Here is a 25,727-nt window from a genome sequence, read left to right as displayed (position 1 = left end):
TACTTATTTCTCAAAACATTCCATTGCTGTTTGTACTTTCTCAACTTGTCTAGGTGCTTGCATTTCCTTAAACAGAGCGATCGCTTGAACAAAATCTTCCCTACTTTTGTTAATTTCACCCATTTTTTGATAAGTCAATGCACGTTGATAATAAGCCTCAGCTAAATCTGATTTAGCACCTATCTTATCCAGGATTTCTATTGCTTCTGAATGGTGAAAAAGCGCTCTAGTAAATTCTCCCTGTTCCCGATACAACTCAGCTAGGCAACTTATAGCTTTAGCCTTAATCTGGGTAAAGTTATTATCGTCAGAATGAAATATAGCTCTTTGGCACAAATCAAACGATTTTTTAGTATTCCCTAAATTTTTGTAAGTTAAGCAGAGAGTTATTAAACTATGCCCTATTCCCCATAAAGTTACTCTACTTGATAATGACATTGCAGAAAAAGCCTCTTCTGCAATATAAAAGGCATCTTCTCTACTACCAGAACATGATTTGATTAAAGCCAAACAACATTGAGCATAAGCCATGTAATCATCAAGCTGGCTATTTTGTTCAGCAAGGCTGCAAACAGAAATGAAACAATCTTCAGCTGCTTCTAGTTCCCCCAGTTCAAGCTTACAAAGTCCTTTATTGAACAAAATAGAAATTTTTATTGGCTTTACATCTAAATTTTCTACTATTTCACCTGATTTTTCATAACACTCTATGGCTTCTCTAATACAACCGATAATTCGATATGTATAGCCCAGGATAATGTAAAGTTTAATTAGTCTTTCTTGGGATTTTATATCATCTATTATCCGCTTAATCACAGAAAAATTTTTCTGAAGCAATCCCAGTTGATAAAACGAGGAACCTAAAGGTAATCCTGTACTCCACTGTTGACCTCGCCCTTGTAAAATTACATCACCAGCTTGCTCAAAATCACTAATTTCTACATAGTGATAATATGCTTCTAAAGCTGTCAATGCATCGGTAATATTTTTGACTATTTCAACCTTTTGTGTCCAAAAATCTGCTGCTTTGCGGTTCACTATTTCCCATTCTTCACCTACTAACCTTAATCTACTGATTGCTTCATCACGAATTACAGGGTGTAACCAGTATTGACCTTTTTTAGTTTCTATTAAAGATAATTCTTGTAAAGCTTTGATTACACGTTTACGCTGTTGCTCAGGTACATCCCAAAGTAAGCATAAAACTCCTTCGATAGGTATAGAAGGAATATCTTGGTAGCGATAGCATCCTAAACGGTACAGCAGGCAGTAAGCTTCGATATCAATCTGTTGGATACGGGTAAATTGACTGGCGACTAAATCTTTTAACTCTCTTTCGATTAACAAATCTGTACGATTTTCTTGCCAATAAGCATTTATATCACCATTAAAATCCGTCAATATTGCGCCTTGGAGAATTTGCATTGCTTTGGCATTACCTCCATAAGCTCTGCACATTTCACTAAGAACTGTAGAATCACAATTTATTTGGCGACGGCTGAAAAATTGTCTCCATGCTTCATCATCTAACCCTTCTAGGGGGTAAAGATGAACTTCTATACTAGACTCACGCAAACGCTCACGACTTGTTACTAAGGTAACAGAATGCAAATCTGGGTCTGCTAATACTCTCAATAACTCAACATAAGGCCGACGATATTCCAGGAACTTGCCATTTTTATCTAGAGCAGTTTCTAGGTTGTCGATAAATACCCCAATTTTGGGAGTATGCTCTCGCAGCTTCCGCCGCAGTCGCTCCAAATTGATGCCAAAATCGCGTCCTGGTTCTTCGTTAAAGTCTCGCCGTAGCCATTCCTCCACCACACTCTCTACAGGAGTGAGGTTTTGGATTTCTGTCGCCATCCATAGTTCTAGAACAAAATCAAATTTTTGATTTTTAAAGTATTTACGTGCTAAGGTTGTTTTGCCAACACCGCCTTCACCCTGGATGAGAATAACTTTGGCTCCTCGACCAACGAGGGTATGGATCTCGGCTATTTCGCGATCGCGTCCTACAAAGCTAGAATCTATATCTTGGGGTTTAGTGTTGTTAGTGCTTAAATGATGGACATGGGATTTTTGTGACTGCTGGGTTGTCCAAAATCCTTGAACCACTCCTTGGAAGGTTGATTTTGAGACTTTCTCTCCTAAAACATCTGATAGTAGATGCCAAAGTCCTGCACCAACTGCTTTTAAATGCGCTTCTGTATAACTGCAACTATTGCCAATATCCTGGTAAGTCCGCTTCTCGTCCTCCCACAAATGACCCAAGATAATCCTTTGAGTTCTATCTAAATGTTCTCCCGTCTTGAGAAAAACTAAGCTGTCTACAAACTCTAAGGCTTCTTCTGCACCCATTTGCTGACTTGATGTATCAATTTTACTTCATTATAACTATATTTTTAGTACTTATTCCTACTGGTCATACTACAAACTACTTTTTCCTACCGAATATTAAACTACTTTATCCGACTGCAAGCCATTGGAGATTGTATTACTCTTGTAATTAATACAGGCGAAGTTAAGTTAAGCGCCAAGAAAATGTGGTTGAGGAGAGATTTTACCAGCGCTGCTACTGCAAGCTTAGTAAATCACAGATATTACTCGTTATCCGTTGATATTAAGGACTCATGAAAGTTTACTAAATAGGCAGTAGGTATTAACTAACTAGATTCTGTAGAGGCGTGTTTACAACCATTATGTAAGTTTTCACCCTACAGGAGGTTCAATAATGTTGGACAAAAATTGTCATCATGATTGCAATCCGAGTTATTGCCCCTTTGCCCAAGATACAGGTAATCCCAATAGATATGTCTGCCTCAAATGTGGTGTAGAGCGAGAAATAAATAAGTATCACTCTGGTTTAGGCTCGTTTTTGCTGTTGTTGTTTGTTTTGTTTATCGCATTCCAGCTATTAGCCAATAATGAAAAGCAAAATACTCAACAAAAACAGCAAGAGTCTATTTACTATTCGCCCAGTAAGGTGATTGGCTACCTGTAAAAAGATATTCACTACTAACAATTTAGCTACTTTTGTGAGTAAAATTATGACTACCAATCAAGATACGCTTCTATTCCGCTTGGCTTCTAAGTCTCTGAAATATTTCTTGTTGATGCTGTTTGGCTTTGCGATCGCCTATGCTCTATCAAGTGGTTTACGTATTTTTCACATTATCCCCATACTGGTGTACCTTTTGCAACAGTTTATGCTACCACTAGGAATTATCTTGTTGTGTTTAATAACAATAACGGTAATTTTTGAGTCTTTGCGTTAGGAGTCAGGAGTTAAGGCTCAGTATTTATTTCCCTTGTGCTCCTCTTTACCCCTTTGCTCCTACATTCCTTAAAAACCAAGTCCACGCAGGTGGACTTATTTATTTTGGTTAATAAAAATTAAAATAGGTTTACTATCCTTTAAAATCTTTTGCAGAGATTTAGGTAAGATATATGGCTGATATTGTTGATATTGCAGTTAATGCTGATTCTTTCAAAACCCTGGTAACGGCTGTACAAGCCGCTGGTTTAGTGGAAACATTAAAAAGTCCTGGGCCATTTACTGTATTTGCACCAACTGATGATGCTTTTGCCAAATTACCACCGGGAACTATACAAACTCTGTTACAGAATATCCCTCAGCTAACGCGAATTTTAAAGTATCATGTCGTTTCAGGAAAGCTATTGCAGGCTGATTTGGCAAAGCTCGGTACGGTTAATTCTGTGGAAGGTTCACCCATTAAAATTGATTCTTCTGATGGTTTTGAAGTGAAAAATGCCACTGTTTTAGCAGCAGATATCGAAGCTGATAATGGTGTGGTTCACGTTATCGATACAGTGATTTTGCCTGGTTAATTCAGCTATGGTGGGCGCTGCCCACCATACTCAGCAATTTACAATTCATAATTAATAATTCATAATTGTCAAACATAAATTTTGCTTTAAATTATGTTACATTGCTAATGTGAGCACTTACTATATATGCTAAGGTTATTTTCATTATTTGGAAATAAGTTAAATTAAATTACTAACTGCTAACATTATCCCAACAAAATTGATGCTTGATTTCAACGCCTTAATTGAGTTCTCTCGCACCAACTGCGTTAGTATTTGTGCTTTTCTTGTGCCAGCAAACTTACTTATTACCTTATTGACAATTAGCCTGACTGCACTCCGTCGTCCATCACATCAAGTGTGGCAATCTGCCGCAATAGCCAGCATTTTCGCTTTCGTGATGATATTGCATGTATATACTTGGTTCATGATTGGCGTGGTAATGCCTCCTACTTATATTTTGCTGTGGCTGGCAATCAGCTGTTTACTGACTAATTTAGCAGCAATTCTTTTTCAGAGACGCTACAGTAACAATCTGAGTCTTTCCAATAACACCTGAACTTGATCGCAGAACGATTTGGCAAAATACTCAAAGCCAATCTATGACTTTTCTACCCTCTAATTTATCTTTGCGACAAATATCAGATTACTAGGGAGAGAGATGCCATCGCCTCTCTCCCATCTTTGGGTATCAAGCTCTAAAACACAAAGTTGGTAGAGTTATTTAGGGTGTCTGTATTTGTGATGTTCACCGTGATCAAAGATTTGAAAATGTCCTGACCAGTGGGGCCATCAGCGTCAATCTGCACGTTGAAATTCTTAGCACTACTACCTTGCACGACTTTCACATAGCCATCAGCTATTGCGTTGCTGCCAGTGTAACCTGTGGCAATTAGGCTGTCGAGTAACTGAGTAAAGACTATTTTGTCCTTGCCAACCTCGAAGTCAGTAATTGTGTCACCGCGATCGCGTACATTAGTGTAGATAAATTGGTCATTACCGCCACCCCCTGTGAGTGTATCTGCACCTTGTAAGCCAGTGATACGCTCGTGGTTAGAAGTACCAATTATCACATCTCGCGCTGAAGTGCCATTGAGTTTGTCTATATTCGTCGTGACACCGCCGATATTCTTACCGCCAACTTCAAACGCCCCAATATCAGGTTTGCTATCACGGCTAAAACCGCGCTCATCAATTGTTGGTGCATCGGCAACACCTTTATCAATGGCGGGACTACCCGCTAGCAGTGGATGCACTAAGACACCATTCAGGTTTTGCAGAGAACCCAGTTTAGGGTCAGCAATAAGGGAATTAGCCGTAACTCTAGGACTCTTGCTATTTGGTGGAGCTGGAAACTCGATATTCCCACCGCCATCACGCAACTGGAATGCGCTCTGTTGACCAGATCCCAAGAGATTGTTTGCTGTGTTGTTGGCAACGATTGAATTGGTGAGTGTCACGGTTTGCTTACCAACAACCCAAAACGCTCCTCCGTTATTTTGGGCGTAGTTATTGACAAGTGTAGAGTTGACAACGTTGAGGCTAGCAGATGCACTGGGATTAATGGTTATTGCGCCACCATAACCTTTCTCACTAGTTGCTTTGTTCCCAGAAAAGGTACTGTTCTCAATATTGATGACTGCATTTTTTGAGGTTGTATCCCCATCTAACCACAACCCACCACCTTGTCTTTCAGAAGTGTTATTGGCAAAGGTGACATTGCGAACCGTCACATTACCATTAAGCCGTGCTCCCCCTCCCATAGCAAGGCCTTTATAATTGGCTGTTACCTTATTGTTAAGAATCGTGCTGTTTTCGACAATTGTCTTATCTTTGCCATAGGTATACAGATAAAGTGCTCCGCCTGCACCAGCTCCCTGATTTCCCTCAAACCAGCTCCCACTGACTTTAATTGTGCCACCTGATGCGTCAGCGCTTGCCCTAGGGCCACCATTACTGGCGCCATCTGCGAAAATTCCCGCAGCTCCATCTTTTGAGCGGTTGTTGAGGAAAACGGAATTTTCTACAGTCAGGGGGCCTAGTTGAGTGTAAATTGCACCACCTGTTTGACCACGGTTATTGGTGAATCGACTGCCTTTGACAGTTAGTGATCCATTATTGTCGTTTGCGATCGCACCTGCACTAAAGCCATTTTTGGTAATAGTACCATCGTTATTGTTGAAGATGCTATCAATTACTGTGGCATCACTACGATAACCAACGTGAATTCCTCCACCTTGACCGCCAACATTATTGTTGAACTGAACATTGACCACAGTTATTTTACTGTAGGAACTGACTCTAACTGCACCGCCTTTTCCTGTGTTATGTCCATCGGTAAGGTTCAAATTTTTCAGAGTAACGTCAGTTCCGTATGCTGTGAAGAATATTCGACTAGCTTTATTGCCACTGATGATTAAGTTCTCTGCTCCCGCACCATCGATTGTGATACTCTTTTTAACAGACAATTCACCACTGGTAAGAGTAATCTTTTGGTTCGCCAGATTTTGTGCAAATGCGATCGTGTCACCTGTTTTAGCCTTGGCGAGCGCATCTCTCAACGAACCAGCACCACTATCTTTGGTATTGTTGACGGTGATAGTAGACATTCAAGAATTCCTCTACATTATGCTTGGTTAACTGTTTCTTGCTACTCAGGAATCACGCAGACATAACCTATCTGTTTGCTGAGAGAAAGATTCAAAACTAATTTTTCAACAGCACATCAAAGCTGTAATTGCCATAACAAAGTTGAGCAAGCATTGCTCCTCTAAAGGAACTCAGCTGACTTGTCTTCTAAACCAATCTGGCAAATATTTCGCAAACAAATCTTGCCCCTGATGTCCCCATCAAGGTTCTAATAGATGATTTTTGCCGCCATTAGCGACGATTTTGCGTGTCCATTTTCTCACCAAATAATGGTGGATATGTCGTTGAATTTGGCTGCAAACTTTTCCTGTATTAAATAAGTCAAAAGTTAGAGTTTACGGTTGAGCTTGCCAATTATAGTTGGTTAATTACCAATATTTTTTGATAACTATCTAGCTCACAACCCACTGGATGACTTAGCACTTGATGTACGTTACGCCCTATCATAAAAACTTTAAAAACGAATTGCCGTCAGAGCAAATACATAAAATAATTTAAATCTCTGAGCAGAGGCTAGTCCGTAAATATCCCAGCTACCTTTGATAAGTTTATCTACTTATCATTAGAAAAAATACATAAAATAATTTAAATCTCTGAGCAAGAGCTAGCCCGTAAATATCCCAGGTTTCACTCATGAATTCATATTTGAGACATTAAAAATGTGTCAGCTTCCAAAGCCAATCAGTCGTCAGAAGGCTATTGTATTCAGACTCCTAGCTCCTGATATTACCTTGCTTTCAAGAGTACAAGGTTAAATGAACAGTAGCATATGATGATGCCAAAGCATAGTTATAAGCTCTGTATTTATACGGTATAGAGTACACCTGTTGATCACAGGCAATAGTTTCAATTATTAAGTATGATTTTTTGCTCAAGCAATACATGACTACGGTGATTACTTAGCTGCGTCTGATTAATTACTTATAAAAAAATATCTGTTAATAAGATTATTCTCTGCAAGACCAAGACGTAGCTTTCTTTAAAGTAGTACTTTGTCAAGTTAGTTTTGAGGGTTTGTAATTAGGACTTTAGTTCTGACTACTAACTTGCTTATTCATCAATTTAAACTTGAGGCAATAGTAGGGCTACGTTTCGCTTAGAATGACAACTATTTAAGCGGATATTAGAGTTATCAAAATGATTTTATTTGATGTCAAAACCTTTGTAGAGACGAGATATATCACGTCTGACAGTTGACAGTTGATGGTTAACAGTCAACTGTCAACGTGAAATCCATCCCCTTTTAAGAGTGTGATAAGCTTAACTTGAAATTTCTGCACACAACTGATTGACAACCCGATCTAGTCCCACTGAATGAGCAGCTTTGAACAATAAACGATCGCCTGCTTGCACAAATGTCTTCAACCTAGCCACCAAATCAGCATGAGTTGCAAAGCACTCAGATGGTATTCCCTCAGCACTAAGAGCGATCGCTTCGGCGTCTTGTCCATCTACCAAAACCAGCAAACCGTCTAAATTCAACTTTTTGACTGTTTCTCCGACTGAGGAGTGCAACTGCTGCGATCGCTCTCCCAATTCCTTCATCGCACCCAACACAGCAATCTTGCGTTTTCCGGGGGTGTCTGCCAACAACTGCAATGCTGCTAACATAGCTTCTGGTGCAGCATTATAAGTCTCATCTAAGATTAAAACATCATTTGGTAAAGCAAATCGCTGCGATCGCCCTGTGGGCATATTCACCATCACACCTGCTTTTAGCGACGACCAATCAATTCCTAACACCTTTGCCACAGCTAAAGCCGCCAAGAAATTAGTTGCATTGTGACGACCAGGCAATGGTAAGGGTAGTTGGATTCCTGCTACTTCCACAGTCTCGTTATCAATTAGTAACCCTTGGATATCGCCACCAGAAAAGCCATAAGTCACAACTTGTCCAGCCCAAACTTTCGCCGCTGTGGCGATTAATAGAGGATTATCGTGGTTGAGAATCGCCACACTATCAGCAGGCATTTCAGCCAATAACTCACACTTTGCCTCGGCGATCGCTGCTTCGGAACCCAGTAACTCAATATGCGCCGTCCCGACATTAGTAATCACGCCGATCGTCGGACGCGCTATTTGTGTCAATTCGGCAATTTGTCCTCTACCTCGCATCGCCATTTCAATCACCGCGTACTCATGTTCTGCGCCAAGTTCTAAGAGAGTTTTTGGGACACCAATTTCGTTGTTGTAATTCTCATAAGTTTTGTGAACTCTTCCTTGTGTTGCCAAAACTGCGGTGATCAGTTCCTTAGTTGTAGTTTTGCCCACAGAACCCGTTACCCCAATCACAGGAATCTCAAAGCGATCGCGCCACCATCTGCCAATTTTTTGATATGCCTGGAGGGTATCTTTTACCTGTAATACGGGGAACCCAGAATTTTCGTATTCAAAATCCACAATGGCTGCTAACGCACCCTTGGCGATCGCTGTTGGCACAAACTGGTGTCCATCAAACTTTTCACCTCGTAAAGCCAAAAATACTTCACCTGGCTCTATTATCCGGGTATCTGTTTGTATACCACTGCTTACTTGAGCTAAAGCAGCCTCAGATAAATTTACAGGTCTAGACAAAAGAATTTCAACCAGTTGGGTTAGGGTGGCAGAAAAAGGCATAAGCAATTCAAAATAGTAAAACCGAATTGTAATAGGTAATTCTTGTGAGCAAAGAAATATTAAAGTATTCTAGTTAATCTTTTTACACACAGTCACAAGAACATTAAAAGTAGTGCCAAAAGAGTTTAACTCTTTTGGCACGCTTTGTTTATAAACTATTTATATAGTTTGATCTAGCATGGAAAATGCTAACCTATCCCCGGTTTTTAATCAAGATTACTTGTACAATTTGTATTGCTATCTCACTAGAAACACCTAAAGCTTGATATAAATCATTTAAAAAGTTTTTTTCTTCTTCGTTCACTATGCCCTCAGCTAAGACTAAATCGGTGGCTACTGCAAAAGCCGCTTCCCGCAAGTCTTGAGACAAAGATTCTTTAGCTGCATTAAATAAGAAATTAAAATCATCCCGCTGGAGAATGCTCAAAATTTTATCAAACAGCCTGTTCATCAGGTCATTAGAATAACTTTTAAAAAGTTTCATCCGAGACAGCACAGAAGTGATACAATTTGTTTGCTCGGTAGAAAGATAACCATCTGAGGCTGTTGCAGCCAAAATTATCACAGCAAAAGCTTCCGCTGGATTGAGTGATGCTTGGGCTTGGATTTCAGTGCCCAAAACAGCGTCGAATAGACCCATTGTAGTAGTAGCTCCTTGGTTTGCGCCTCAATAGCGGTACAGCTACCTGTGTATTCTGTGATGTCAGGTAATGCTGCAACGCTGTGAGACTTTCATAGTCTAGTGTTCCCAGGATTTCTTTATGGCGAACACTTGTACCCAATGGTTTTCGGCAATAAATATATTGCCATCTGTGAAGTTAGGGTTCTCCTGTCTTTTCCATTGTTTCAATTACTGCCAAACCTATACCAGAAGCGGCTATTAACAGTACTGCTGATATCAAATAAGCGTTGGCAAACATCCGTAGGGCTTCATCGAAGAAAATGTAGGTGGTCATTGGCTTCACCTTTTGAGGTTTGTGCTGCTAGTACTTTTTATTTCTCCACACCTCGATAGGTGAATTTCGCTGAGAAAATGCTAGCAATTGCATCTTAACAAAACTTTAGCTCTTTCAGAACACTCCTTAAACTTTTTATTTTTGAAGATTCAATGAATTTCACCAGTCATTTGTAAAAGAAAGTACTGAGGCTGATATTAATATCAAAGTTAACTATCTAAAACTTACGCAAGTTTAGCTATTAAGCTGGTATCTAGTTATGCAAAACCTAATGTGGTTAATTTATTGATGAGCTAGAGCTGAGGAAGAGGTGAAAATCTTATTATTTCGTCATTGGCTTTTCAGTTTATTGATAAAATTATCAACTACAAGAGTTAAAACAACCGTATTAACACATAAGCTCTAATAGAGATGATGAAACTATTATTCTTAGAAATATTTACCGATCGCTTATTGTTGCAACCTATATCGATAAAATACAAAGAAAATATTTTTAGAGAATTTACTGAGGAGATTACTACTTATATGCATCCTCGTCCACCTCAGTCGATCTCTGAAACAGAATTATTTATTAGTGAATCGTTACTAAAAATCCAAAATGGGGATGACTTGATACTTGTGATTTTAAAGAAAAATTCTCAAGAATTTCTAGGGTGTAGTGGCATACACAAAATTAATAGTAAATATCCAGAAGCAGGTATTTGGCTGAAAAAATCAGCACATGGTAGTGGCTATGGAATAGAGGCGATCGCAGCCCTTAAGGATTGGGCCCAGAGTAACTTAGATTACGAGTATCTTCTGTATCCTGTAGATCGAGCAAATATAGCCAGTCGTAGAATTCCAGAAAAACTTGGTGGACAAATATTTAGGGAATATGAACAGACAAATTTGAGCGGTAAAGTTTTACATTTAGTAGAGTATAGAATTGCTTGTGCTCGTGCAAAGCAAAGTATCTAGTAGTAAAAGCAAATACTCAAATTCCCAAATTCGTCTGAACATGAAATAAGCTATTACGCTTTTAAATTGCACAGTCACTCATGAAGTTCGTTAATCGCTGACGGTTAACTGTCAACCGTCAACAGCCAACACGAAAAGATGTGCAGATTATATGCGCGACAGCTTATTTGTCTAGCGATCGCACTAGCACAAATTAAATTAACAGTAATTATTTGCAACAAGTTACCATATAACCTTTATTCGTTGATAATTCTTGCTTGCAAAGTGGGGTTATGCGGATCTAACTTGCAAACTCAGGTAAGCCCTAAAGTAAACAGCGTTCAATTGTGGCAACAACTGATTGAGAAAGCGTATCAAAATCGTAACCGCCTTCCAAACCAAATAAAATTTTACGAGTTAGTCCTAGACAATAATCGGTAAATAAACCATAATCTGCTGGTTGCAAATTGATGCTTGCCAAAGGATCTGCGGCATTGGCATCGTAACCCGCACTCACAATTAGTAAATCTGGTTGAAAATTTGCTAAAAATGGCATTACCTTTTTTTCCAGTAATGGCTGATATACAGAGATATTACTACCAGGAGGTACGGGCAAATTTAACACATTATTATGAAAGCCGCGCTCTGTAACTCTCCCAGTACCAGGATAGCAAGGGTATTGATGTAGAGAACAATAGGCAATTTGCGGATGAGTTTCAACGATCGCCTGTGTACCATTACCGTGATGCACATCCCAATCTAAAACGGCGACGCGATTAATTCCAGGTTGTTCTAAAGCAAACAATGCAGCGATCGCTGCGTTAGAAAATAAGCAAAAGCCCATCCCTGCATCACTTTCAGCATGGTGTCCCGGTGGACGCGCCAGCGCAAAAGCCGGATTTGCTGTTGCTAGCACAGTCTCAACTCCATCCAGCCAAGCACTTACTGCTAACAATGCCACATCATAGCTGCGCGGGGAAACAGGCGTATCTCCATCCAAATAACTACCGCCAGTAGAGGCAATTTCCCCAACTTTCTTGATGTATGCTGGGGTGTGAGCCTTGACCAATACAGGCATTAATGACGGACTTTCTGCTACTGGTGTTGGCGATCGCCATTCAATTTTATTTGCAAACACAGATGTTCTTAAGGCGTTAGCGATCGCCGTCAAGCGTTCTGGGTTTTCTGGATGGTATTTTCCAGTCTTGTGATCCAGAAATTCATCAGAATAAATGACTGGTAGCATAGGGCGAAAACGGTTGCTAGCAGGATACTGAATGCCATTGTATCCTCACTAGTATCTCTATTCTTCGGTTAATCCAGTCATTTCATCATTTGGTTCATCAAGCATTTCGGGTACTAAGGCTGGGTTACTCCTACGTTCTGCTGGTGATTGCTCTCGGATAACATCATCCATTTTTGGAGGATGTTTGATTTTGTCGAGTACCTCTGGGCTTAATTGCGATGCATCACCTTCTGAGTTCATCTTTTCAGCTTGACTCGGAACTGTTTCCTTGTTCATAACTATTTCCCTAAACTTCTACGCCAAGCTTAAATTGTTCTGTGGTAAGACACACACTACCTTGGGGCTTAAATTACTATTTCCACACTGATTCATCAGTGCAGTGTATATTTACTTGGATATTTCTATTTGTTGGTAGTCACAGGTAGACGTATAGTGAATGTGCTACCATGTCCCGGCTCAGATATCACATTAATTGTGCCTTGATGTGCTTCGACAATGCAGCGAGATAAATATAACCCTAAACCACTACCGGAACGCTGGTGTTTACCCTGGCGAAATCGCTCGAATAATATTGCCTGGTCTTGTTTGGAAATTCCCGGCCCTGTATCTTGAACATCAATGGTTACATTGGCCGGAGTGAGATGGCAGTGAATATCTACAGAACCTTTATCTGTAAATTTGATGGCATTGCCGACAATATTTGTCAGAACTCGCCGCATCTCTACGCGATCGCTCATAACAATGCTTTCAGTTTCGCTGTTACCGGTTGTTCCTGATGCCAATTTAAGATTTAGGGCTAATCCTTTTTCTTCTGCTAAGGGAGTTAACTCCTGAGCAACTTCACTAACTAACTCCTGAATATTACAAGGAGAAATTTTTAAAGTTTTACAGCCAGCCTCATGACGATAAACTTCTAGTAAGGTGTTTACCATTTCCAGCAGGTCTTGGTTACTGCCAATCATGGTACTAATGATTTCTTGCAATTGTGGTGAAACTTCGCAAAACCTACCTTCTATCAATAATTTTAAGATCCGGTTGGATGCTACCAGAGGTATACGTAAATCATGAGTAAAACGCGAGACAAAATCGGCTCGTAGGTTAGCCATTTGATCTCGTTCGTCGATACTATGCTTGAGGCGCAGGAGCGATCGTACCCGTGCATGTAGCTCATCTGGATCGAATGGTTTACGGATGAAGTCATCTGCACCAGCATCGAGTCCTTCCACAACGCTAGACTCATAGTGAGCCGTAATTAGTAAAATGGGGATAAAAGGTAACGTCTGATTCTTTCGGATGCGTCGAGTGAATTCATAGCCATCTATTTCAGGCATCATCACATCTAACAGTATTAAGTCTGGCGGCGATTGCTCTACCATAGTCAAAGCTGTCTTGCTATCTTCCACTAAGCTGAGTTCATAGTCCTTGTCCTCTAGGACTGCTTCTAATATCAGCAAATTATCAAAAACGTCATCTACAACGAGAATTCTATCTTTTTTGGAAGTTTTAGTTAAAGACATGGTTAATAAAAAAGAAGTGCTTGGCTATCCCTAGCAAATCTAGTAATAGCTTACTTCACCAGCGTTAAGATCATCATGATTCACATGTTTGCTTAAAATTTTTGGAATTCAGGATATTGTTTTTATCAGTAATTACACTACAAAAATTTAATGCTTAGTATAAAATAAATTGACTTCTCCTTTTGCCCTTCCCCTTTACCCCAACTCTATCAGTTGTGTTGCACAGAAGCGCAAACGATTATTTATTCATGATCTGATAGCTGCAAAATTAACTATAACTATAACTAATAGTCACCGATTTCTAATCGCTTCCCATCAAGATAATGTATAAAAAGATTTTTTTAGGAAATTAAATTCTCATATTCAAACAACCTCTTAAAAAAAATTTGAAAATAAGGTCGTTTGTGACTGATGATAGATGAAGTTTTGTGAACAATACCAAACGCCTTTCTTTTCGGATAAAATCCCGAATAGAAGAACAAAGCTATTTTCATCTGTACTTTTAGATAGATAACAGTAAAGATAACCATCCATGAGTGAAATAAAGATCCTCGTAATTGAAGATCACAACCTTACCAGAATCGGCTTACGGGCTGCTTTACAAACCCAGTCAGAAATGAACATTGTTGGGGAAGCAGCTAATGCAGCAGAGGGAATAGAGCTTCTGAAAACTCTCAAGCCAGATGTCGCCACCATTGACATTGGTTTGCCTGACATGGATGGTATAGAACTGACGCGCACATTTAGGCAATACCAGGCGGAAACAGAAGACTACACAACAAAGCTGCTGATTTTAACAATGCAGAGTAGTGAGCAGGCGGTTTTAGCAGCTTTCGCAGCAGGTGCAGACTCTTATTGCATGAAGGATATCGAAAGTGAGAAATTGGTAGAGGCAGTGCAAACAACCTATGCAGGTAGCTCATGGATCGATCCAGCGATCGCCGATCTCGTACTGCGACAAATACGACAGGATTTTCCTGATGGCAATAGTGGAACAGCTGGAAAAAGAGTGCTGATTGACGGTATTGACCCAGAAATAGAAAGAACTATAGAGAGCTACCCCTTAACTCATCGAGAAATGGATGTTTTAGAGTTGATTGTCGCTGGGTGTGACAATGCAGAAATCGCTAAAAGGCTCTATTTAACTGTCGGTACTGTAAAAACTCACGTTCGAGGTATTCTAAATAAACTCTGTGTTGCTGACCGTACGCAGGCTGCTGTACTTGCTTTACGTGCTGGGTTAGTGCAGTAGTGAGTTAAATGCCCTATCTAAGTTTAGATAGCAATCACCAATTTTTTGAAACAGGGTGATGGGACTTGAACCCACAACGTTTACCTTGGAAAAGTGATAACTATCTCGTGACTATATTTATAGGCTTTTTACAAACGTTACACCCAATTTAGAGTTGCTAGAATCTTTTGCAGCATTCGCTGTTCTACACTACTGCTGCTTAATAGATGGGATTAGCGATCGCTCTTTTGCTCGACTTTATCCAAACCCAAAAATGTAACCCTTGAAATCTTGCAAAAGTTTTAGCTTTGTGGCAAAAACTTTTCCATAAGTGATTAGTTTTGATGCAATCGAAAAAGTCAAAACCTAACTTCCATAAGGGTTTTAGTGCATAAAATTGCGGAAAGCAAAAATGGATAAAGTCGAGCTTAATACTTAGTACCTATATGCGTCAGCATCAGTGTAGGAGTATGTCAGATATTAAGAATTCAATCTTTTCTTGATGGGCTGAGCAGGATTACCAGCATAAATAATCATTGGATCTAAAGAACGCCCAGTTACTCCACCGAGGGTTAGTACTGCACCTCTACCTACTGTCACACCTGGGCCTATTATCGACTTGGCCGCAATCCAACTACCTTCTTGTATGTGAATTGGGGCAGTAATTAGTTGAAAATTGGGATGATTCCAGTCATGATTCCCAGTGCAGAGATAGACCCCTTGAGATAAGCAAACATGACTTTCTATGGTGACAGGAGCTAGGTTATCAATCCAAGTATCTTCCCCAAGCCAAACGTAATCGCCTACAGTTAACCGCCAGGGAAACTTCACTTTTACTCCTGGCTTAACGCGGACGCCTCGACCAATTTGCGCTCCAAAGCAGCGGAGTATCCAAATTTTTAAGGCTGATATCGGGAGCCAATAACTTTCTACTAAGGGCGACCCGATAAAATACCACACAAGTTGTTTCCAGTACGGTGCACCTGGGGTATAAGTACCTAAAGTATAGCTATCTAAACGCATATTATGGTGAATTAACAGCAGGCTTAAGACTTGCTCCTGTATGGCCTGTGAAAATCCACAGCAGGGAGCGGGCAATGTCACGAATAATGGGGAGGAAGGATTCTTTGGTATGGTTAGATGGTACAGAGAGTGGAGTAAAAGCAATGCCTTGGCTACTAAGAATCAGGGTTGCGATCGCTTTGGCTCTAGGCATGTGATAGTCAGAAGTAATCAGGTAGATGTGCTGTATCTTGCGTTGACTAAAATCTGTGACGAGAGTAGTAAAGTTAGTAACTGTGTCAACAGCCCGATAGTCTAAGTGAACACGGCTATCTGAAATACCTGCATCTCGAAAAATTCTACGCCCTTCGTTGGGAACTACACCAGAAGAAACCCAAATTTCTAAGGCTGGATACCAGTGAGCGAATTCGGCGGTAAATGCTTCTCGCTCTCCTAATGATTCGCCGCCAAGGGTGAGAATGGCTTGCGGTTGGGGAGCTTGGTACAGTGCGATCGCCACACGCACAGGAATCATTAGCAGCAGGAAAAGGATAAAACCTACTAAAAAAAGTATCCAATATTTTTTGATTTTGCAAAATGTAATAACTTAACCTCCAAACAATAATTTTCTATATTTTTGAGATTTTCTCAAGTAAAAAACAATTATCCAAGCCAGCGAAAAGCTCAATATACTACAGATTAAAACTGGAACAGTATCTACAGATGCGGGATAAATGTTAATAACAATAGGTCGAATAAATTCGAGAATTAGGTGATGTATGAGGTAAATTCCAAAGGAGCATACACCTATACTTGTAATAATATAATTCTCTTTGAAGTGATTTGATAATGAAAATTCAAAAAGCAAATGATTTATTCATACCACAATAATTAAACTTTAATTTTTTCAGCTTCTATTAAACGAATAGCTAGAAGAATTTCTGCCAGAACGCGCTGAAATGTATAGTACCAACCATGCCAACCATCAAGAATACCGCCTTTAACGATGAGGCAGTAGACCAAAATGATGAAAGGAGCTAGAATTTTTTGTCTACGGATGCGATCGCCCCAACTGAGTTCACTCATTGGTGTTTCTAATAATTTTTTTACCTCAATCACCATATAGCGATCCTGTGCCCACAACCAGCGATTTAGAGGTTTGCGATCGTCATGATGGATATAACCAGTAAGCGTTGCAGACTTACCAGCAAGTTGTAAAAGTTGAGTGTGACCATCATCTATGTATACAGCTTTATCTTTGCGAAAGAGAACTTGACGAGGGGGAAGTATTGTACCTCTGAGCGGTTTACCAAACACACAGTATTTAAATCTGGCAAAGTAACCATTTATCTGGCCATCTGCTGGCAAATCTATAATTTCAGTTCTTAAATTATCTGTAACAACATAATCTGCATCTAAAGAAAGCACCCATTTAGATTCAACTTGCTCTAAGCCGTAGTTCCATTGCTTACCGTGGGTATCAAATTTTCGTTGAAATACTTTAACTTGAGAATAAGAATGTAAAATTTCTAAAGTTTCGTCGGTGCTATAACTATCAATCACAATAATTTTATTGGCCCAAGTAAGATACTGAAGGGTGCGCTCAATATTAAAGGCTTCGTTATAGGTAAGAATCAGTGGAGTAATTTCTTCTAGCATTCAATGTAAATTAATTAATAACCATAAAACTGAACACAACTAGGCGGTTCACCTCCACTAAGAATCCAGTGGTAAACACTTGCCATATTTTCAGCGATCGCGTTCCAAGAGTATTTAGTTTCTACCAGATTTTTCCCTCTCAAACCCATTACTTGCCGCTCACTTGCAGGCATTTTCATTGCCTCAACTAAAGCCATTAAAAGTGCTTGTTGATTGTCCTCAATCCACCAACCACACTCATAGCGTTCTAAATCCTGCCAAGGAGTACCTTTTGTAGTGATAACAGGCACACCGTAAGCAAGAGACTCTGCTATTGCAATCCCAAAGTTCTCTGAGTGAGTTGGCAAAACAAATAAATCAGCATTACAAAGTGCAGATATCTTGGCCTTTCCAGACAGCATACCCGTAAAAGTCACCCGTTGGCTCAAATTTAATTGTTCTACTAGTAGTTCTAACTTTGCTTGGTAGCCTGTTAAGTCAGGCCCAGCTAAAATCAGATGCCAGTCAGAAAATTGCGATTCTAATTTTTGCCAAACCTGGAGTAAATTATCTATACCTTTTTTAGAATGCAGTCTAGACAGAAAAAGTAACCATTTTTGATCACTAAGTTGAGGAAATAATTGTGTTAATACTTCTTTTTTTGGTTGTTCATTGAAATCAGCAAGATCTACACCAGTTGGAATGAGTGCGATCGGTTGTTGAAAACCAAGACGACGAACAGACATTGCTTCTTCAGCCGAAGTTACATGAAAAACAGTAGCACTCATCAAATTTTTCTGTTCGTACACTAACCAGGCAAGCCACTTCTTCATTCGACTATGCTTTAAAGACCAAGACTCTAGCATTCCGTGTGGCGAAACTACTAAAGGTAGGCGATTGTTTAATGCGGCTTGTCGAGCGTAAATATTAGGAAACAACCATAAGCCATGATTATGAATCAAATCTAATTCTGTTGATGCTAAGCACTCCAGAGCATGATTAGCTTTGGGAGCAAATCCTTGCATCCGTCGAGCCAAGAAACTAGCAGGATAGCTATGTATTTTGACATTCTCAGTTGCAATTTGGCTACCAAGTTGTTGATAATCTAGTGTGAATAGATGAGATGTAATTTCTTGATTTGCAACAATTGATGCTAGTCTTGCGACTAAAAAAGCAGTACCACCAGTATTTTCATTAATACTGTCAATTACATGACAGACTTGAGGTCTATCTGTAGATGTTTTTAGCGATTTTACTGCTAAAGGATTAAGTGTCATTATTAAAGTTATTCAGGGATAGCAAAAAAATGATGCATGAGTTTTGTCAGAGTTTGTTTGAATTGTTCAAAGCCAAATTTATCGATCGCCTTTTGCCTTAAAGCGTCAGGTTGATAAATTAAAGGATTTGGATAAGTACCTTGCAAAATTTGGATGAGAGTTTGAGCGATCGCATTCACATCCAAAGGATCGACCAAGGCCCCTAGTTCACCCTGACAAAGAGCATCAATTGCACCATCCTGATTACCACCCACTGTGGGTTTGCCACATGCAAGTGCTTCTAGGTAGACTATCCCGAATCCTTCGCCTCGACTAGGCATGGCAAACACATCGCAAAGATTGTAGAAATCGCAGAGTTCGCTATCGGGAATAAAACCTGCTAGGGTAACGCTGTCTTGCAGGTTGAGTTGAGCAATCAATTGCTCAATCCGGGGTTGGTCATCGCCTTTACCACCTAGTATGTAGTGAACATCTGGAATCTGAGACTTAATTTTCGGTAGCGCTTGAATAATTTTGTCGTATCCCTTATAGCCGTCTTCACTTGATAAACGAGTCACAGTGAAAATAATCGGCTGATTAGACCTCAAGCCATAACGCTCTAGTAAATATTTTGGTTTAGAACTAGGCTGAAAACGATTCTCATCAAATGTAACTGGTAATATTTTTATCTTATCGGTAGGGAGATTCTGCTCATTAATTAGGCGATCGCGTGTATACATGCTAATCGATATTACTATTTCTGCTGCATGTAGTGCTTTAATTTGCCATTTATTTTGAATTTCCCAAGCATCAACTCCATAAACAATAACTCCGTAAGGAATACCTGTAAGCCTACGAATTAAGAGTGCTACTGGTGCAAAATTTATATGACCACATAAAATAAACTTTGGTTGACTAAGTATAGCTGTTTTGATTAAGTTAAAAGCAAAATGTTGTGTTCGTAAATACTTGGGTAAATGACCGCTAAAAAAAAATGAATAATTATTAGAATTAAATTTATCTTTCGGCTTATCTTTATCGAGCTTATCTAAAATCCAGAGAGAGGAATTAGGTAGTCTTTCTTGGATGGTTTCCAATATGTTTTGTAAGTAAACTTGTATACCACCTTTGAACTCAAATAAGTTAGGAAACCATAAATTTAAAGTACCTTTTTTTAGAAGTTTTTGCATGTTTAAAATCCTTTATATATTTACTAACATGATTTACACATTATATTAAATAATATAAAATTGCTTTTAATATGAATTATATTTGAAAACTTTACCTTACATTATGTTGATTAGTTCAAGATGATGCTTTTACAAAGATTCTGTAAACTATTATGTTTGTTAAAATCTATTTTTTCCCATTTATTAAGTATAATTAACTATAAAATTTATTAATATAAATTAGTTTGTAATTTTTATTTTAGATTTTTCCTCAATGGCTAACTGATAAAGCTCAATATATTGAGAAACCATGTTCTGTGCTGTAAATCTTTGCGAATTAATAAATCCTTTAGACTTCAACATTTCTAGTTTAGATAGAGATGAAACAATCTTCTCTACTGTATCTTCATGATTGTTTGGATCTATGTATACAGCTGCTTCTCCTCCTACATCATTCATTGGAGGACGATTTGAAGTAAAAACAGGACAACCACAAGCTTGAGCTTCTATAATCGGCCACCCAAAACCCTCATGTAAAGAAGGAAATAGCAAAGCAGTTGCGGAAGAATAAAGAGCTCGCAAATTTTCATGTTCTATTTCCACTAGTTCTATTACCTTTTGACCTAAGTTATGACTTTGAATAAACTTATGCATTTCATCAGTCATAGGTTTACCTGCCATCACTAGATACCATTCTGATTGATTAAGTTTTAACATTAGTTGATAAAAGATAGCTAAAACTCCTAAACGATTTTTATACCAGTGATTTGCTCCCACATGAAGAATAAAGCGACAATCTTGAGAGATTCCTAAAGCTTTTAAGCGTTGTTTAGCTTCTAAGGCTGCCATAGGGGTATAAGGATAGTTCAAACCCACAGGAACTAAAGTTACAGCCTTCTCATCAAGAGTACTTAAACGTGTCAAATCGCTTCTAGTCTGTTCGGAAACGCAAGCAACTTTTTGAGCTTGATTAAGTCCTTTCACAATCGTCTGTTGTAATATTTTACCAGTCCATCCTGTTTTATATTCTGGAAATTCTCTCAAACCAGAACGAATTGCCAATAAATCATGACAAGTTACAACATGGGGTATGTTTTGTAGATATCTAGCGTAAATGGCATTGCCATGATCGCATATATGAACTACATCTGCCCAAGAAATTACTGAACGCCAATTTAACGGGAAAATGATTAATTTATCAATGTAACCAAACCATTTTTTAAAGACATTTGGGAATAAATGAAGGCTGCCTAGATATGGCGTGGGGCGAATGACACGTACTTGATGGCCCAACTGTGTTAAGTGATTTTCCAGCATGACCGAAAATAGATCCATGCTTTGAATAGCATCTGGTTGATAATTACCTATTAACAAAACTTTCATTAAACTAAAAACATCTCAATTATTTTTAGGTGTTTTTCTGTGAGTTTTGAACTGCCATAACATGCGCTTTATATTAAGCACCATTGTACTAGGTATCAGAGTTGTTACTACCTTTTTCGTAAAAGCGTTTAATATTTGAGGTAGCAATTGCTTTTGTAAGCTTAATATCTCTTCAGGTGTCATAGTGGCAACTGAAGTGCTAGGAAATGCAGGATAATTTCTTTTGAAACCAAATCCCAGGTATTCCATAATCTCTGGATTTAGATTATCTAGATACTCTGTATTTACTATATTTTTTTCGCCATGACCTATATATTCATTACCAACTTGATCGATTTGAAAGAGTAATGTTCTCCTAGTATATGTTTTATCTTGAAAAGGTTCAGCTCGATGAACTGCGTGGATATCACATAAAATCAGACTTCCTTTCTTCATAGAAAATGTTAATATATCTTTTTTATATTTACTGTCGATAAAACTTTCAGTCAAGTAAATTTCGTGATCGAATTGAGGCGACCATAGATGAGAATCTTTGACTAACTGAAAAGCATTTTTGGTTACGTCAGACAGATAAAATAAAAACAATAAACCTGGCATATTATGCTTGCTTGCTAGTTTTTTACCAATTTGAAGATTGTTATCAGTATGCCAAGGCATGTTTCCTACTTTACTGGTTTGATAAATTCTATGATTTGTAAGTTTATATCTGTCATTAAAGTATTCTTTGCAAATATCTAAAACCTTTTGGGAAGTGATGATGTCGAAAGATTTTTTTGAATTAGCCAAACAATGAGTTAAAAATCTCTGATTGTAAGCAATAACTGTACCAACATCATTGATATTAACCAATATATTATCGAAATCTACTTCTTTAAGTAGTTCTTCTACACACTGTTCAGTTAAAGCTTGGTCAAAAATAAAATATCCCTTAATTTTTAAGTCACTAACTATTTGACTGGTACTGCTATTTAAAAATGATAAATTAAACATACTTTTTCATGGTGTAATGGATATAATATTACATAAAAAACTTGACTAATATTATTTTTTTACTATTAATAAAATAATACTATACTAGATATTTTGAAATCTCAGTTTTGTTTAATTTATAAACTTTTTAAGCTTACACTTAGACTCTAAAAGTCATACAACATATAATATTAACAAAACAAAACAAAACAAAACAAAACAAGCTTAATCGGGGCTTAATTTTTAACAAAAACAAGCCATCAAATAAAACATATTTGACATTTTAAATGAGTATCGAAGTTTTTTATCTGTTCGGTCGGATTGCAAAAATCTAACCGAACTTTTTGTAATTACTTTGTATTCGCTATTTAAGGTTTTTAACCGCTGTTGTTATTTGCGAGCATATTTTTAATATTAATTTAGTTAGTTTATTATTTTACACATAGGGAATGAAACATGTTCATTTCATAATCTTTTTATAAACTTTAACTGTGATTTAAAATATCTTTGACCTTACTAGTTAATGTTTGACGATATAAGCTCCAATTGTACTGTTCAGCTTTGCGTCTAGCTGCTCGTCCCATTTCTGCTAATTCTTGAGGATGAGAGTAGCACCACTCCAGTTTTTCCTTAAGCGTTTCTACATCTCTGATAGGCACTATAAATCCTTCTACACCGTCAGTTAAGACATCTAATCCGCCTGTGTTAGGTGTAGTAATCACAGGAATTCCACAGGCCATTGCTTCCAATATCACCAAACCAAAGCCTTCTACCAAAGAAGGGAAAACTAAAACGCTAGCGCTACTGTAATACTGATTGAGGAGGAGATGAGGTACAGAAGGGATATGACGGTAAATGTCTTTGTACTGTTCTAGCCAGCCTGAAGGGAAGAGGTTAGTCCCGACTAATACCAACTCTGCATAGCTTAGTTTTAATTCTTGCCAAGCTTGCATGAGGTAATGAACTCCTTTGCGGGGAGAAAGACGACCAACAAACATAGCACGGAAGCGATCGCTAGTTTTTGGTTGGGGTTGAAATATGTCTACAGGTGCGCCATAGGGAATGACAGTGATTTTTTCTGGTTCTACATCAATTTCTAGCAATGACTGTTTTGTTACTGAAGAAGCGACAAAGATATGATCTGCTAGTTTGATTTCTTGGTCTTTGCGCTCAAGTTTCCATGTAGGATCTTGAATAGTCTGAACTGCTGTGGCTAAAGTCGGAAATAACTCAGCTTCTTGCCGCATAATGCGATGAGTCATTTTATAAAAGGGAATAGGCAGATCGTACAAACAAAGAATGCCTTGCTGTTTAGCTTTGACAAAGGTGTTTGCAGCCAGATCCTCATAGGTGTAGATTGCATCTAAGCCGTCAAGGTGGTGTTTGGCTATTTGGCGATCAAGAGATACATATACCCAATCCACTAACTGCATGTCGCTGAAACCTAATCTAGGTGTTAGCTTAGTCAGAGATAAAAATATGCGGATGATTTCTTTCCACGGATATGTTTGAATTGGTATACCATTAGGAGAAATCCAAGTCCGTCTGCTCAACTCATTAGCGATAGTAGTTTTTAGATTTTTAGGCAGCAAACTTAAAGACTTCCATATAGGTGCTTCTGGATCATAGGCGATCGGGGTAATTACCTCTTTCAATAAATTAGCCTCTGCTAAAGCTAAGGCAGCGTTCCGAGCAAAGGAAGGATTAATTTGATGAGCCAATGAAACACTTTGTTTAGACATCCTATTGCTTCCTCTATTATCTAAAGAGTTAAAATTATTGAAAGACTTTATATTAGTTAGATATCTTGTTGTTGCTGTGTCCAGTATTTGGAGTAGAAAAACTCTCTATATTCCAATTCTGGAAGTAAGAGCATAAAACCAGTTAAGAACCAGTAGTAAATTGCATAAGTATTGTTAAAGGCAAGTTGAGCAGGGAAGTTAATAGCTTGAAACAATAAAGAGGCAGTCCCTAACTGTTGTAGAAAGGGATTTTTTAGCTTCAGTAAAACTTGAAAAGTGGAAAAAAGTATAATTAAGCGTAGTCCGTACCATAGTAGTAACCCAAATGGCCCTAGTTCTATTAAAACCCTCTCTGCATCTTTTTCTCCTACAGGAGGAGGCTCACCAATCGGTAGTTTGAAAGCGTTACGCAAAGCACCAGATCCTTGATGAGTTGCTCCTATGCCATAGCCATCAAGTCCCTTTTCTTGCATTGCTTTATCAGGTGTTGAAAAAGAAGACAAAGCGCGGCTAGAAAACTCTTGCTGAGCGCCTTCATCATTTAGGCGCGAGGAAAATGTTTCTATTGCCTTACCGAAGAATCTAGGCACTAAAGCTGATATCAATATAATTGGTATTAATAATGACTTAACAGAACGGATAAATTCCGACAAATGTGTAAAACTCAAGATACATACATATCCCAGTAAAAACAAAACTTCAAACGCAAGTAAACCACGAGCGCCTGTCATAAAGGAAGTAGCAACAACTAAAAACGCTTCTATCAATGTCAGCAAACGCCAGAGTGGTTTTTGTGGCAGAGTTAACAAAGGGATTAGTATACTGAAACAAAACGACAGATAAGTAGAATAACCAGCAATGTAGGGGAAAGTACCAGTAACCCTAACAGCACCACCAGCAAGGGCATCTGCTCCTTTCCCGCCTGCATAAATGTTAATTGGACTTGATGGTGGACTGAAGTATTGAACTGTAGCTAAAAGGCAGACTGGAATTGCTAGTAACAAATAGTTCCGTAAAAATTTGTATAGTTCTTCTTCCGACTGAAATAAGCTGGGTAATATCCACATTAAGGGTACATAAAAGAAATAGGCTTTAAGCCCAAAAATACCAATTATTGGTGAGCCTAAGCTGGGATTAAAAGCTTGAAATACAGACCAGCTTAATACCATAATTAAAACAATATTGAAAATACTCCATTTAAATGGGTATTTTGGTTCCGGACTAAAATAATAGCTTAAATAAGCTACTAAAAGGAGTAAGTCTTTGAGAAAGTAAATCTGTTCAGTAGCTTGTGGTAGTACCCACTTTCGCAGCACGCCTTCAAAAATGACAATAATTAATGTAACTTTAACAGTAAGTCGCCAATTGAGAGCAGATAACCAAACTATACCGATTAAAACTATCACAGCTATTAAAGCAATGAGCGGCTGCTGCATTAAACCATTATCCTCTTTAAGGTGCTAAGTATATTTAACAATCAATGGCTTGATTTAAATGACTATATAAATGCAATTTGACTATTTTCTATAGTATCTAATTAAAATAGTAATTTATTTGCATAAAATTAGAATTTATCCTTAACATATATC

The 25,727-nt window shown here is 38.4% G+C and carries 23 protein-coding genes; 6 read left to right on the top strand and 17 right to left on the bottom strand.

Features of this window, described 5'->3' with window-relative positions:
- Positions 1–3: 3 nt before the first annotated feature.
- A complete protein-coding gene (locus tag FNW02_RS19565; protein ID WP_191759167.1) occupies positions 4–2,358 on the bottom strand; it encodes a tetratricopeptide repeat protein in 2,355 nt (784 codons plus the stop codon).
- 373 nt (positions 2,359–2,731) lie between these two features.
- Between FNW02_RS19565 and FNW02_RS19560 the strand changes: the two genes are divergently transcribed.
- The 4 genes from FNW02_RS19560 (at position 2,732) to FNW02_RS19545 (ending at position 4,387) form a co-directional block, all read left to right on the top strand.
- Positions 2,732–3,001: a hypothetical protein gene (locus FNW02_RS19560; protein WP_191759166.1), complete on the top strand. Its 270-nt coding sequence runs from the start codon at positions 2,732–2,734 to the stop codon at positions 2,999–3,001.
- Positions 3,002–3,047: 46 nt separating this feature from the next.
- Positions 3,048–3,275 carry a hypothetical protein gene (locus tag FNW02_RS19555; protein ID WP_191759165.1) on the top strand — a complete coding sequence of 76 codons (228 nt, stop codon included), beginning with the start codon at positions 3,048–3,050 and terminating at the stop codon, positions 3,273–3,275.
- Positions 3,276–3,447: 172 nt separating this feature from the next.
- Positions 3,448–3,849, top strand: a complete 402-nt coding sequence (locus FNW02_RS19550) for a fasciclin domain-containing protein (protein WP_191759164.1) — start codon at positions 3,448–3,450, stop codon at positions 3,847–3,849.
- 202 nt (positions 3,850–4,051) lie between these two features.
- Positions 4,052–4,387, top strand: coding sequence for a hypothetical protein (locus FNW02_RS19545; protein ID WP_191759163.1), 336 nt, complete (start codon positions 4,052–4,054; stop codon positions 4,385–4,387).
- A gap of 139 nt (positions 4,388–4,526) precedes the next feature.
- Here FNW02_RS19545 and FNW02_RS19540 read toward each other — a convergent pair whose 3' ends face one another.
- The 4 genes from FNW02_RS19540 to FNW02_RS19525 form a co-directional block, all read right to left on the bottom strand.
- A complete protein-coding gene (locus FNW02_RS19540) occupies positions 4,527–6,437 on the bottom strand; it encodes a choice-of-anchor Q domain-containing protein (RefSeq protein WP_191759162.1) in 1,911 nt (636 codons plus the stop codon).
- A 1,300-nt stretch (positions 6,438–7,737) separates the two neighbouring features.
- The gene (locus tag FNW02_RS19535; protein ID WP_191759161.1) at positions 7,738–9,093 is read right to left on the bottom strand and encodes a UDP-N-acetylmuramoyl-tripeptide--D-alanyl-D-alanine ligase; all 1,356 of its coding nucleotides are present in this window, start codon (positions 9,091–9,093) and stop codon (positions 7,738–7,740) included.
- A 193-nt stretch (positions 9,094–9,286) separates the two neighbouring features.
- The gene (locus FNW02_RS19530) at positions 9,287–9,733 is read right to left on the bottom strand and encodes a tellurite resistance TerB family protein (RefSeq protein WP_191759160.1); all 447 of its coding nucleotides are present in this window, start codon (positions 9,731–9,733) and stop codon (positions 9,287–9,289) included.
- A 178-nt stretch (positions 9,734–9,911) separates the two neighbouring features.
- Complete coding sequence (locus FNW02_RS19525) at positions 9,912–10,049, bottom strand: hypothetical protein (protein WP_191759159.1); 138 nt, start codon at positions 10,047–10,049, stop codon at positions 9,912–9,914.
- A 411-nt stretch (positions 10,050–10,460) separates the two neighbouring features.
- Between FNW02_RS19525 and FNW02_RS19520 the strand changes: the two genes are divergently transcribed.
- Positions 10,461–11,006: a GNAT family N-acetyltransferase gene (locus FNW02_RS19520; RefSeq protein ID WP_225225775.1), complete on the top strand. Its 546-nt coding sequence runs from the start codon at positions 10,461–10,463 to the stop codon at positions 11,004–11,006.
- A 304-nt stretch (positions 11,007–11,310) separates the two neighbouring features.
- On the opposite strand, the gene FNW02_RS19515 is transcribed toward FNW02_RS19520, so the two are convergent.
- From FNW02_RS19515 to FNW02_RS19505, 3 genes are all read right to left on the bottom strand, one after another.
- Complete coding sequence (locus FNW02_RS19515) at positions 11,311–12,231, bottom strand: histone deacetylase family protein (protein ID WP_191759158.1); 921 nt, start codon at positions 12,229–12,231, stop codon at positions 11,311–11,313.
- A gap of 57 nt (positions 12,232–12,288) precedes the next feature.
- Positions 12,289–12,507: a hypothetical protein gene (locus tag FNW02_RS19510; RefSeq protein ID WP_191759157.1), complete on the bottom strand. Its 219-nt coding sequence runs from the start codon at positions 12,505–12,507 to the stop codon at positions 12,289–12,291.
- A 125-nt stretch (positions 12,508–12,632) separates the two neighbouring features.
- Complete coding sequence (locus tag FNW02_RS19505; RefSeq protein ID WP_191759156.1) at positions 12,633–13,748, bottom strand: hybrid sensor histidine kinase/response regulator; 1,116 nt, start codon at positions 13,746–13,748, stop codon at positions 12,633–12,635.
- A gap of 532 nt (positions 13,749–14,280) precedes the next feature.
- On the opposite strand from FNW02_RS19505, the gene FNW02_RS19500 reads away from it, so the two are divergent.
- A complete protein-coding gene (locus FNW02_RS19500) occupies positions 14,281–15,000 on the top strand; it encodes a response regulator (protein WP_191759155.1) in 720 nt (239 codons plus the stop codon).
- A 459-nt stretch (positions 15,001–15,459) separates the two neighbouring features.
- Here FNW02_RS19500 and FNW02_RS19495 read toward each other — a convergent pair whose 3' ends face one another.
- From FNW02_RS19495 to FNW02_RS19455, 9 genes are all read right to left on the bottom strand, one after another.
- Positions 15,460–16,002: a WcaF family extracellular polysaccharide biosynthesis acetyltransferase gene (locus tag FNW02_RS19495; RefSeq protein WP_191759154.1), complete on the bottom strand. Its 543-nt coding sequence runs from the start codon at positions 16,000–16,002 to the stop codon at positions 15,460–15,462.
- Between the two features lies 1 nt (position 16,003).
- The gene (locus FNW02_RS19490) at positions 16,004–16,516 is read right to left on the bottom strand and encodes a YdcF family protein (RefSeq protein WP_191759153.1); all 513 of its coding nucleotides are present in this window, start codon (positions 16,514–16,516) and stop codon (positions 16,004–16,006) included.
- Between the two features lie 356 nt (positions 16,517–16,872).
- On the bottom strand, positions 16,873–17,640 hold the full coding sequence (locus tag FNW02_RS19485; RefSeq protein ID WP_191759152.1) for a glycosyltransferase family 2 protein: 768 nt from the start codon (positions 17,638–17,640) through the stop codon (positions 16,873–16,875).
- Positions 17,641–17,654: 14 nt separating this feature from the next.
- Positions 17,655–18,896 carry a glycosyltransferase gene (locus FNW02_RS19480; protein WP_191759151.1) on the bottom strand — a complete coding sequence of 414 codons (1,242 nt, stop codon included), beginning with the start codon at positions 18,894–18,896 and terminating at the stop codon, positions 17,655–17,657.
- An 8-nt stretch (positions 18,897–18,904) separates the two neighbouring features.
- Positions 18,905–20,065, bottom strand: coding sequence for a glycosyltransferase (locus FNW02_RS19475; protein WP_191759150.1), 1,161 nt, complete (start codon positions 20,063–20,065; stop codon positions 18,905–18,907).
- A 219-nt stretch (positions 20,066–20,284) separates the two neighbouring features.
- Complete coding sequence (locus FNW02_RS19470; RefSeq protein ID WP_191759149.1) at positions 20,285–21,427, bottom strand: glycosyltransferase family 4 protein; 1,143 nt, start codon at positions 21,425–21,427, stop codon at positions 20,285–20,287.
- A 15-nt stretch (positions 21,428–21,442) separates the two neighbouring features.
- Complete coding sequence (locus FNW02_RS19465) at positions 21,443–22,417, bottom strand: phytanoyl-CoA dioxygenase family protein (RefSeq protein ID WP_191759148.1); 975 nt, start codon at positions 22,415–22,417, stop codon at positions 21,443–21,445.
- A 464-nt stretch (positions 22,418–22,881) separates the two neighbouring features.
- Positions 22,882–24,138 (bottom strand): glycosyltransferase family 4 protein, encoded by a 1,257-nt coding sequence (locus FNW02_RS19460; protein ID WP_191759147.1) that lies wholly within the window; start codon positions 24,136–24,138, stop codon positions 22,882–22,884.
- A gap of 56 nt (positions 24,139–24,194) precedes the next feature.
- Positions 24,195–25,574, bottom strand: coding sequence for a hypothetical protein (locus tag FNW02_RS19455; RefSeq protein ID WP_191759146.1), 1,380 nt, complete (start codon positions 25,572–25,574; stop codon positions 24,195–24,197).
- Positions 25,575–25,727 lie beyond the last annotated feature (153 nt).

The organism is Komarekiella delphini-convector SJRDD-AB1 (assembly GCF_014831675.1).
Lineage (GTDB): Bacteria > Cyanobacteriota > Cyanobacteriia > Cyanobacteriales > Nostocaceae > Komarekiella.
The sequence above is the reverse complement of the archived record's forward strand: the minus strand, read 5'-3'. Positions and strand labels throughout refer to the sequence as shown.

What these genes read in the sequence shown, in the direction of transcription:
- FNW02_RS19550 (WP_191759164.1), top strand. Translation starts at nt 3,448, where the DNA reads ATGGCTGATATTGTTGATATTGCAGTTAATGCTGATTCTTTCAAAACC.
- FNW02_RS19530 (WP_191759160.1), bottom strand. Translation starts at nt 9,733, where the DNA reads ATGGGTCTATTCGACGCTGTTTTGGGCACTGAAATCCAAGCCCAAGCA.
- FNW02_RS19475 (WP_191759150.1), bottom strand. Translation starts at nt 20,065, where the DNA reads ATGCAAAAACTTCTAAAAAAAGGTACTTTAAATTTATGGTTTCCTAAC.
- FNW02_RS19470 (WP_191759149.1), bottom strand. Translation starts at nt 21,427, where the DNA reads ATGAAAGTTTTGTTAATAGGTAATTATCAACCAGATGCTATTCAAAGC.
- FNW02_RS19565 (WP_191759167.1), bottom strand. Translation starts at nt 2,358, where the DNA reads ATGGGTGCAGAAGAAGCCTTAGAGTTTGTAGACAGCTTAGTTTTTCTC.
- FNW02_RS19480 (WP_191759151.1), bottom strand. Translation starts at nt 18,896, where the DNA reads ATGACACTTAATCCTTTAGCAGTAAAATCGCTAAAAACATCTACAGAT.
- FNW02_RS19485 (WP_191759152.1), bottom strand. Translation starts at nt 17,640, where the DNA reads ATGCTAGAAGAAATTACTCCACTGATTCTTACCTATAACGAAGCCTTT.
- FNW02_RS19520 (WP_225225775.1), top strand. Translation starts at nt 10,461, where the DNA reads ATGATGAAACTATTATTCTTAGAAATATTTACCGATCGCTTATTGTTG.
- FNW02_RS19490 (WP_191759153.1), bottom strand. Translation starts at nt 16,516, where the DNA reads ATGATTCCTGTGCGTGTGGCGATCGCACTGTACCAAGCTCCCCAACCG.
- FNW02_RS19465 (WP_191759148.1), bottom strand. Translation starts at nt 22,417, where the DNA reads ATGTTTAATTTATCATTTTTAAATAGCAGTACCAGTCAAATAGTTAGT.
- FNW02_RS19560 (WP_191759166.1), top strand. Translation starts at nt 2,732, where the DNA reads ATGTTGGACAAAAATTGTCATCATGATTGCAATCCGAGTTATTGCCCC.
- FNW02_RS19525 (WP_191759159.1), bottom strand. Translation starts at nt 10,049, where the DNA reads ATGACCACCTACATTTTCTTCGATGAAGCCCTACGGATGTTTGCCAAC.
- FNW02_RS19510 (WP_191759157.1), bottom strand. Translation starts at nt 12,507, where the DNA reads ATGAACAAGGAAACAGTTCCGAGTCAAGCTGAAAAGATGAACTCAGAA.
- FNW02_RS19535 (WP_191759161.1), bottom strand. Translation starts at nt 9,093, where the DNA reads ATGCCTTTTTCTGCCACCCTAACCCAACTGGTTGAAATTCTTTTGTCT.
- FNW02_RS19545 (WP_191759163.1), top strand. Translation starts at nt 4,052, where the DNA reads ATGCTTGATTTCAACGCCTTAATTGAGTTCTCTCGCACCAACTGCGTT.
- FNW02_RS19460 (WP_191759147.1), bottom strand. Translation starts at nt 24,138, where the DNA reads ATGTCTAAACAAAGTGTTTCATTGGCTCATCAAATTAATCCTTCCTTT.
- FNW02_RS19500 (WP_191759155.1), top strand. Translation starts at nt 14,281, where the DNA reads ATGAGTGAAATAAAGATCCTCGTAATTGAAGATCACAACCTTACCAGA.
- FNW02_RS19495 (WP_191759154.1), bottom strand. Translation starts at nt 16,002, where the DNA reads ATGCGTTTAGATAGCTATACTTTAGGTACTTATACCCCAGGTGCACCG.
- FNW02_RS19505 (WP_191759156.1), bottom strand. Translation starts at nt 13,748, where the DNA reads ATGTCTTTAACTAAAACTTCCAAAAAAGATAGAATTCTCGTTGTAGAT.
- FNW02_RS19455 (WP_191759146.1), bottom strand. Translation starts at nt 25,574, where the DNA reads ATGCAGCAGCCGCTCATTGCTTTAATAGCTGTGATAGTTTTAATCGGT.
- FNW02_RS19555 (WP_191759165.1), top strand. Translation starts at nt 3,048, where the DNA reads ATGACTACCAATCAAGATACGCTTCTATTCCGCTTGGCTTCTAAGTCT.
- FNW02_RS19515 (WP_191759158.1), bottom strand. Translation starts at nt 12,231, where the DNA reads ATGCTACCAGTCATTTATTCTGATGAATTTCTGGATCACAAGACTGGA.
- FNW02_RS19540 (WP_191759162.1), bottom strand. Translation starts at nt 6,437, where the DNA reads ATGTCTACTATCACCGTCAACAATACCAAAGATAGTGGTGCTGGTTCG.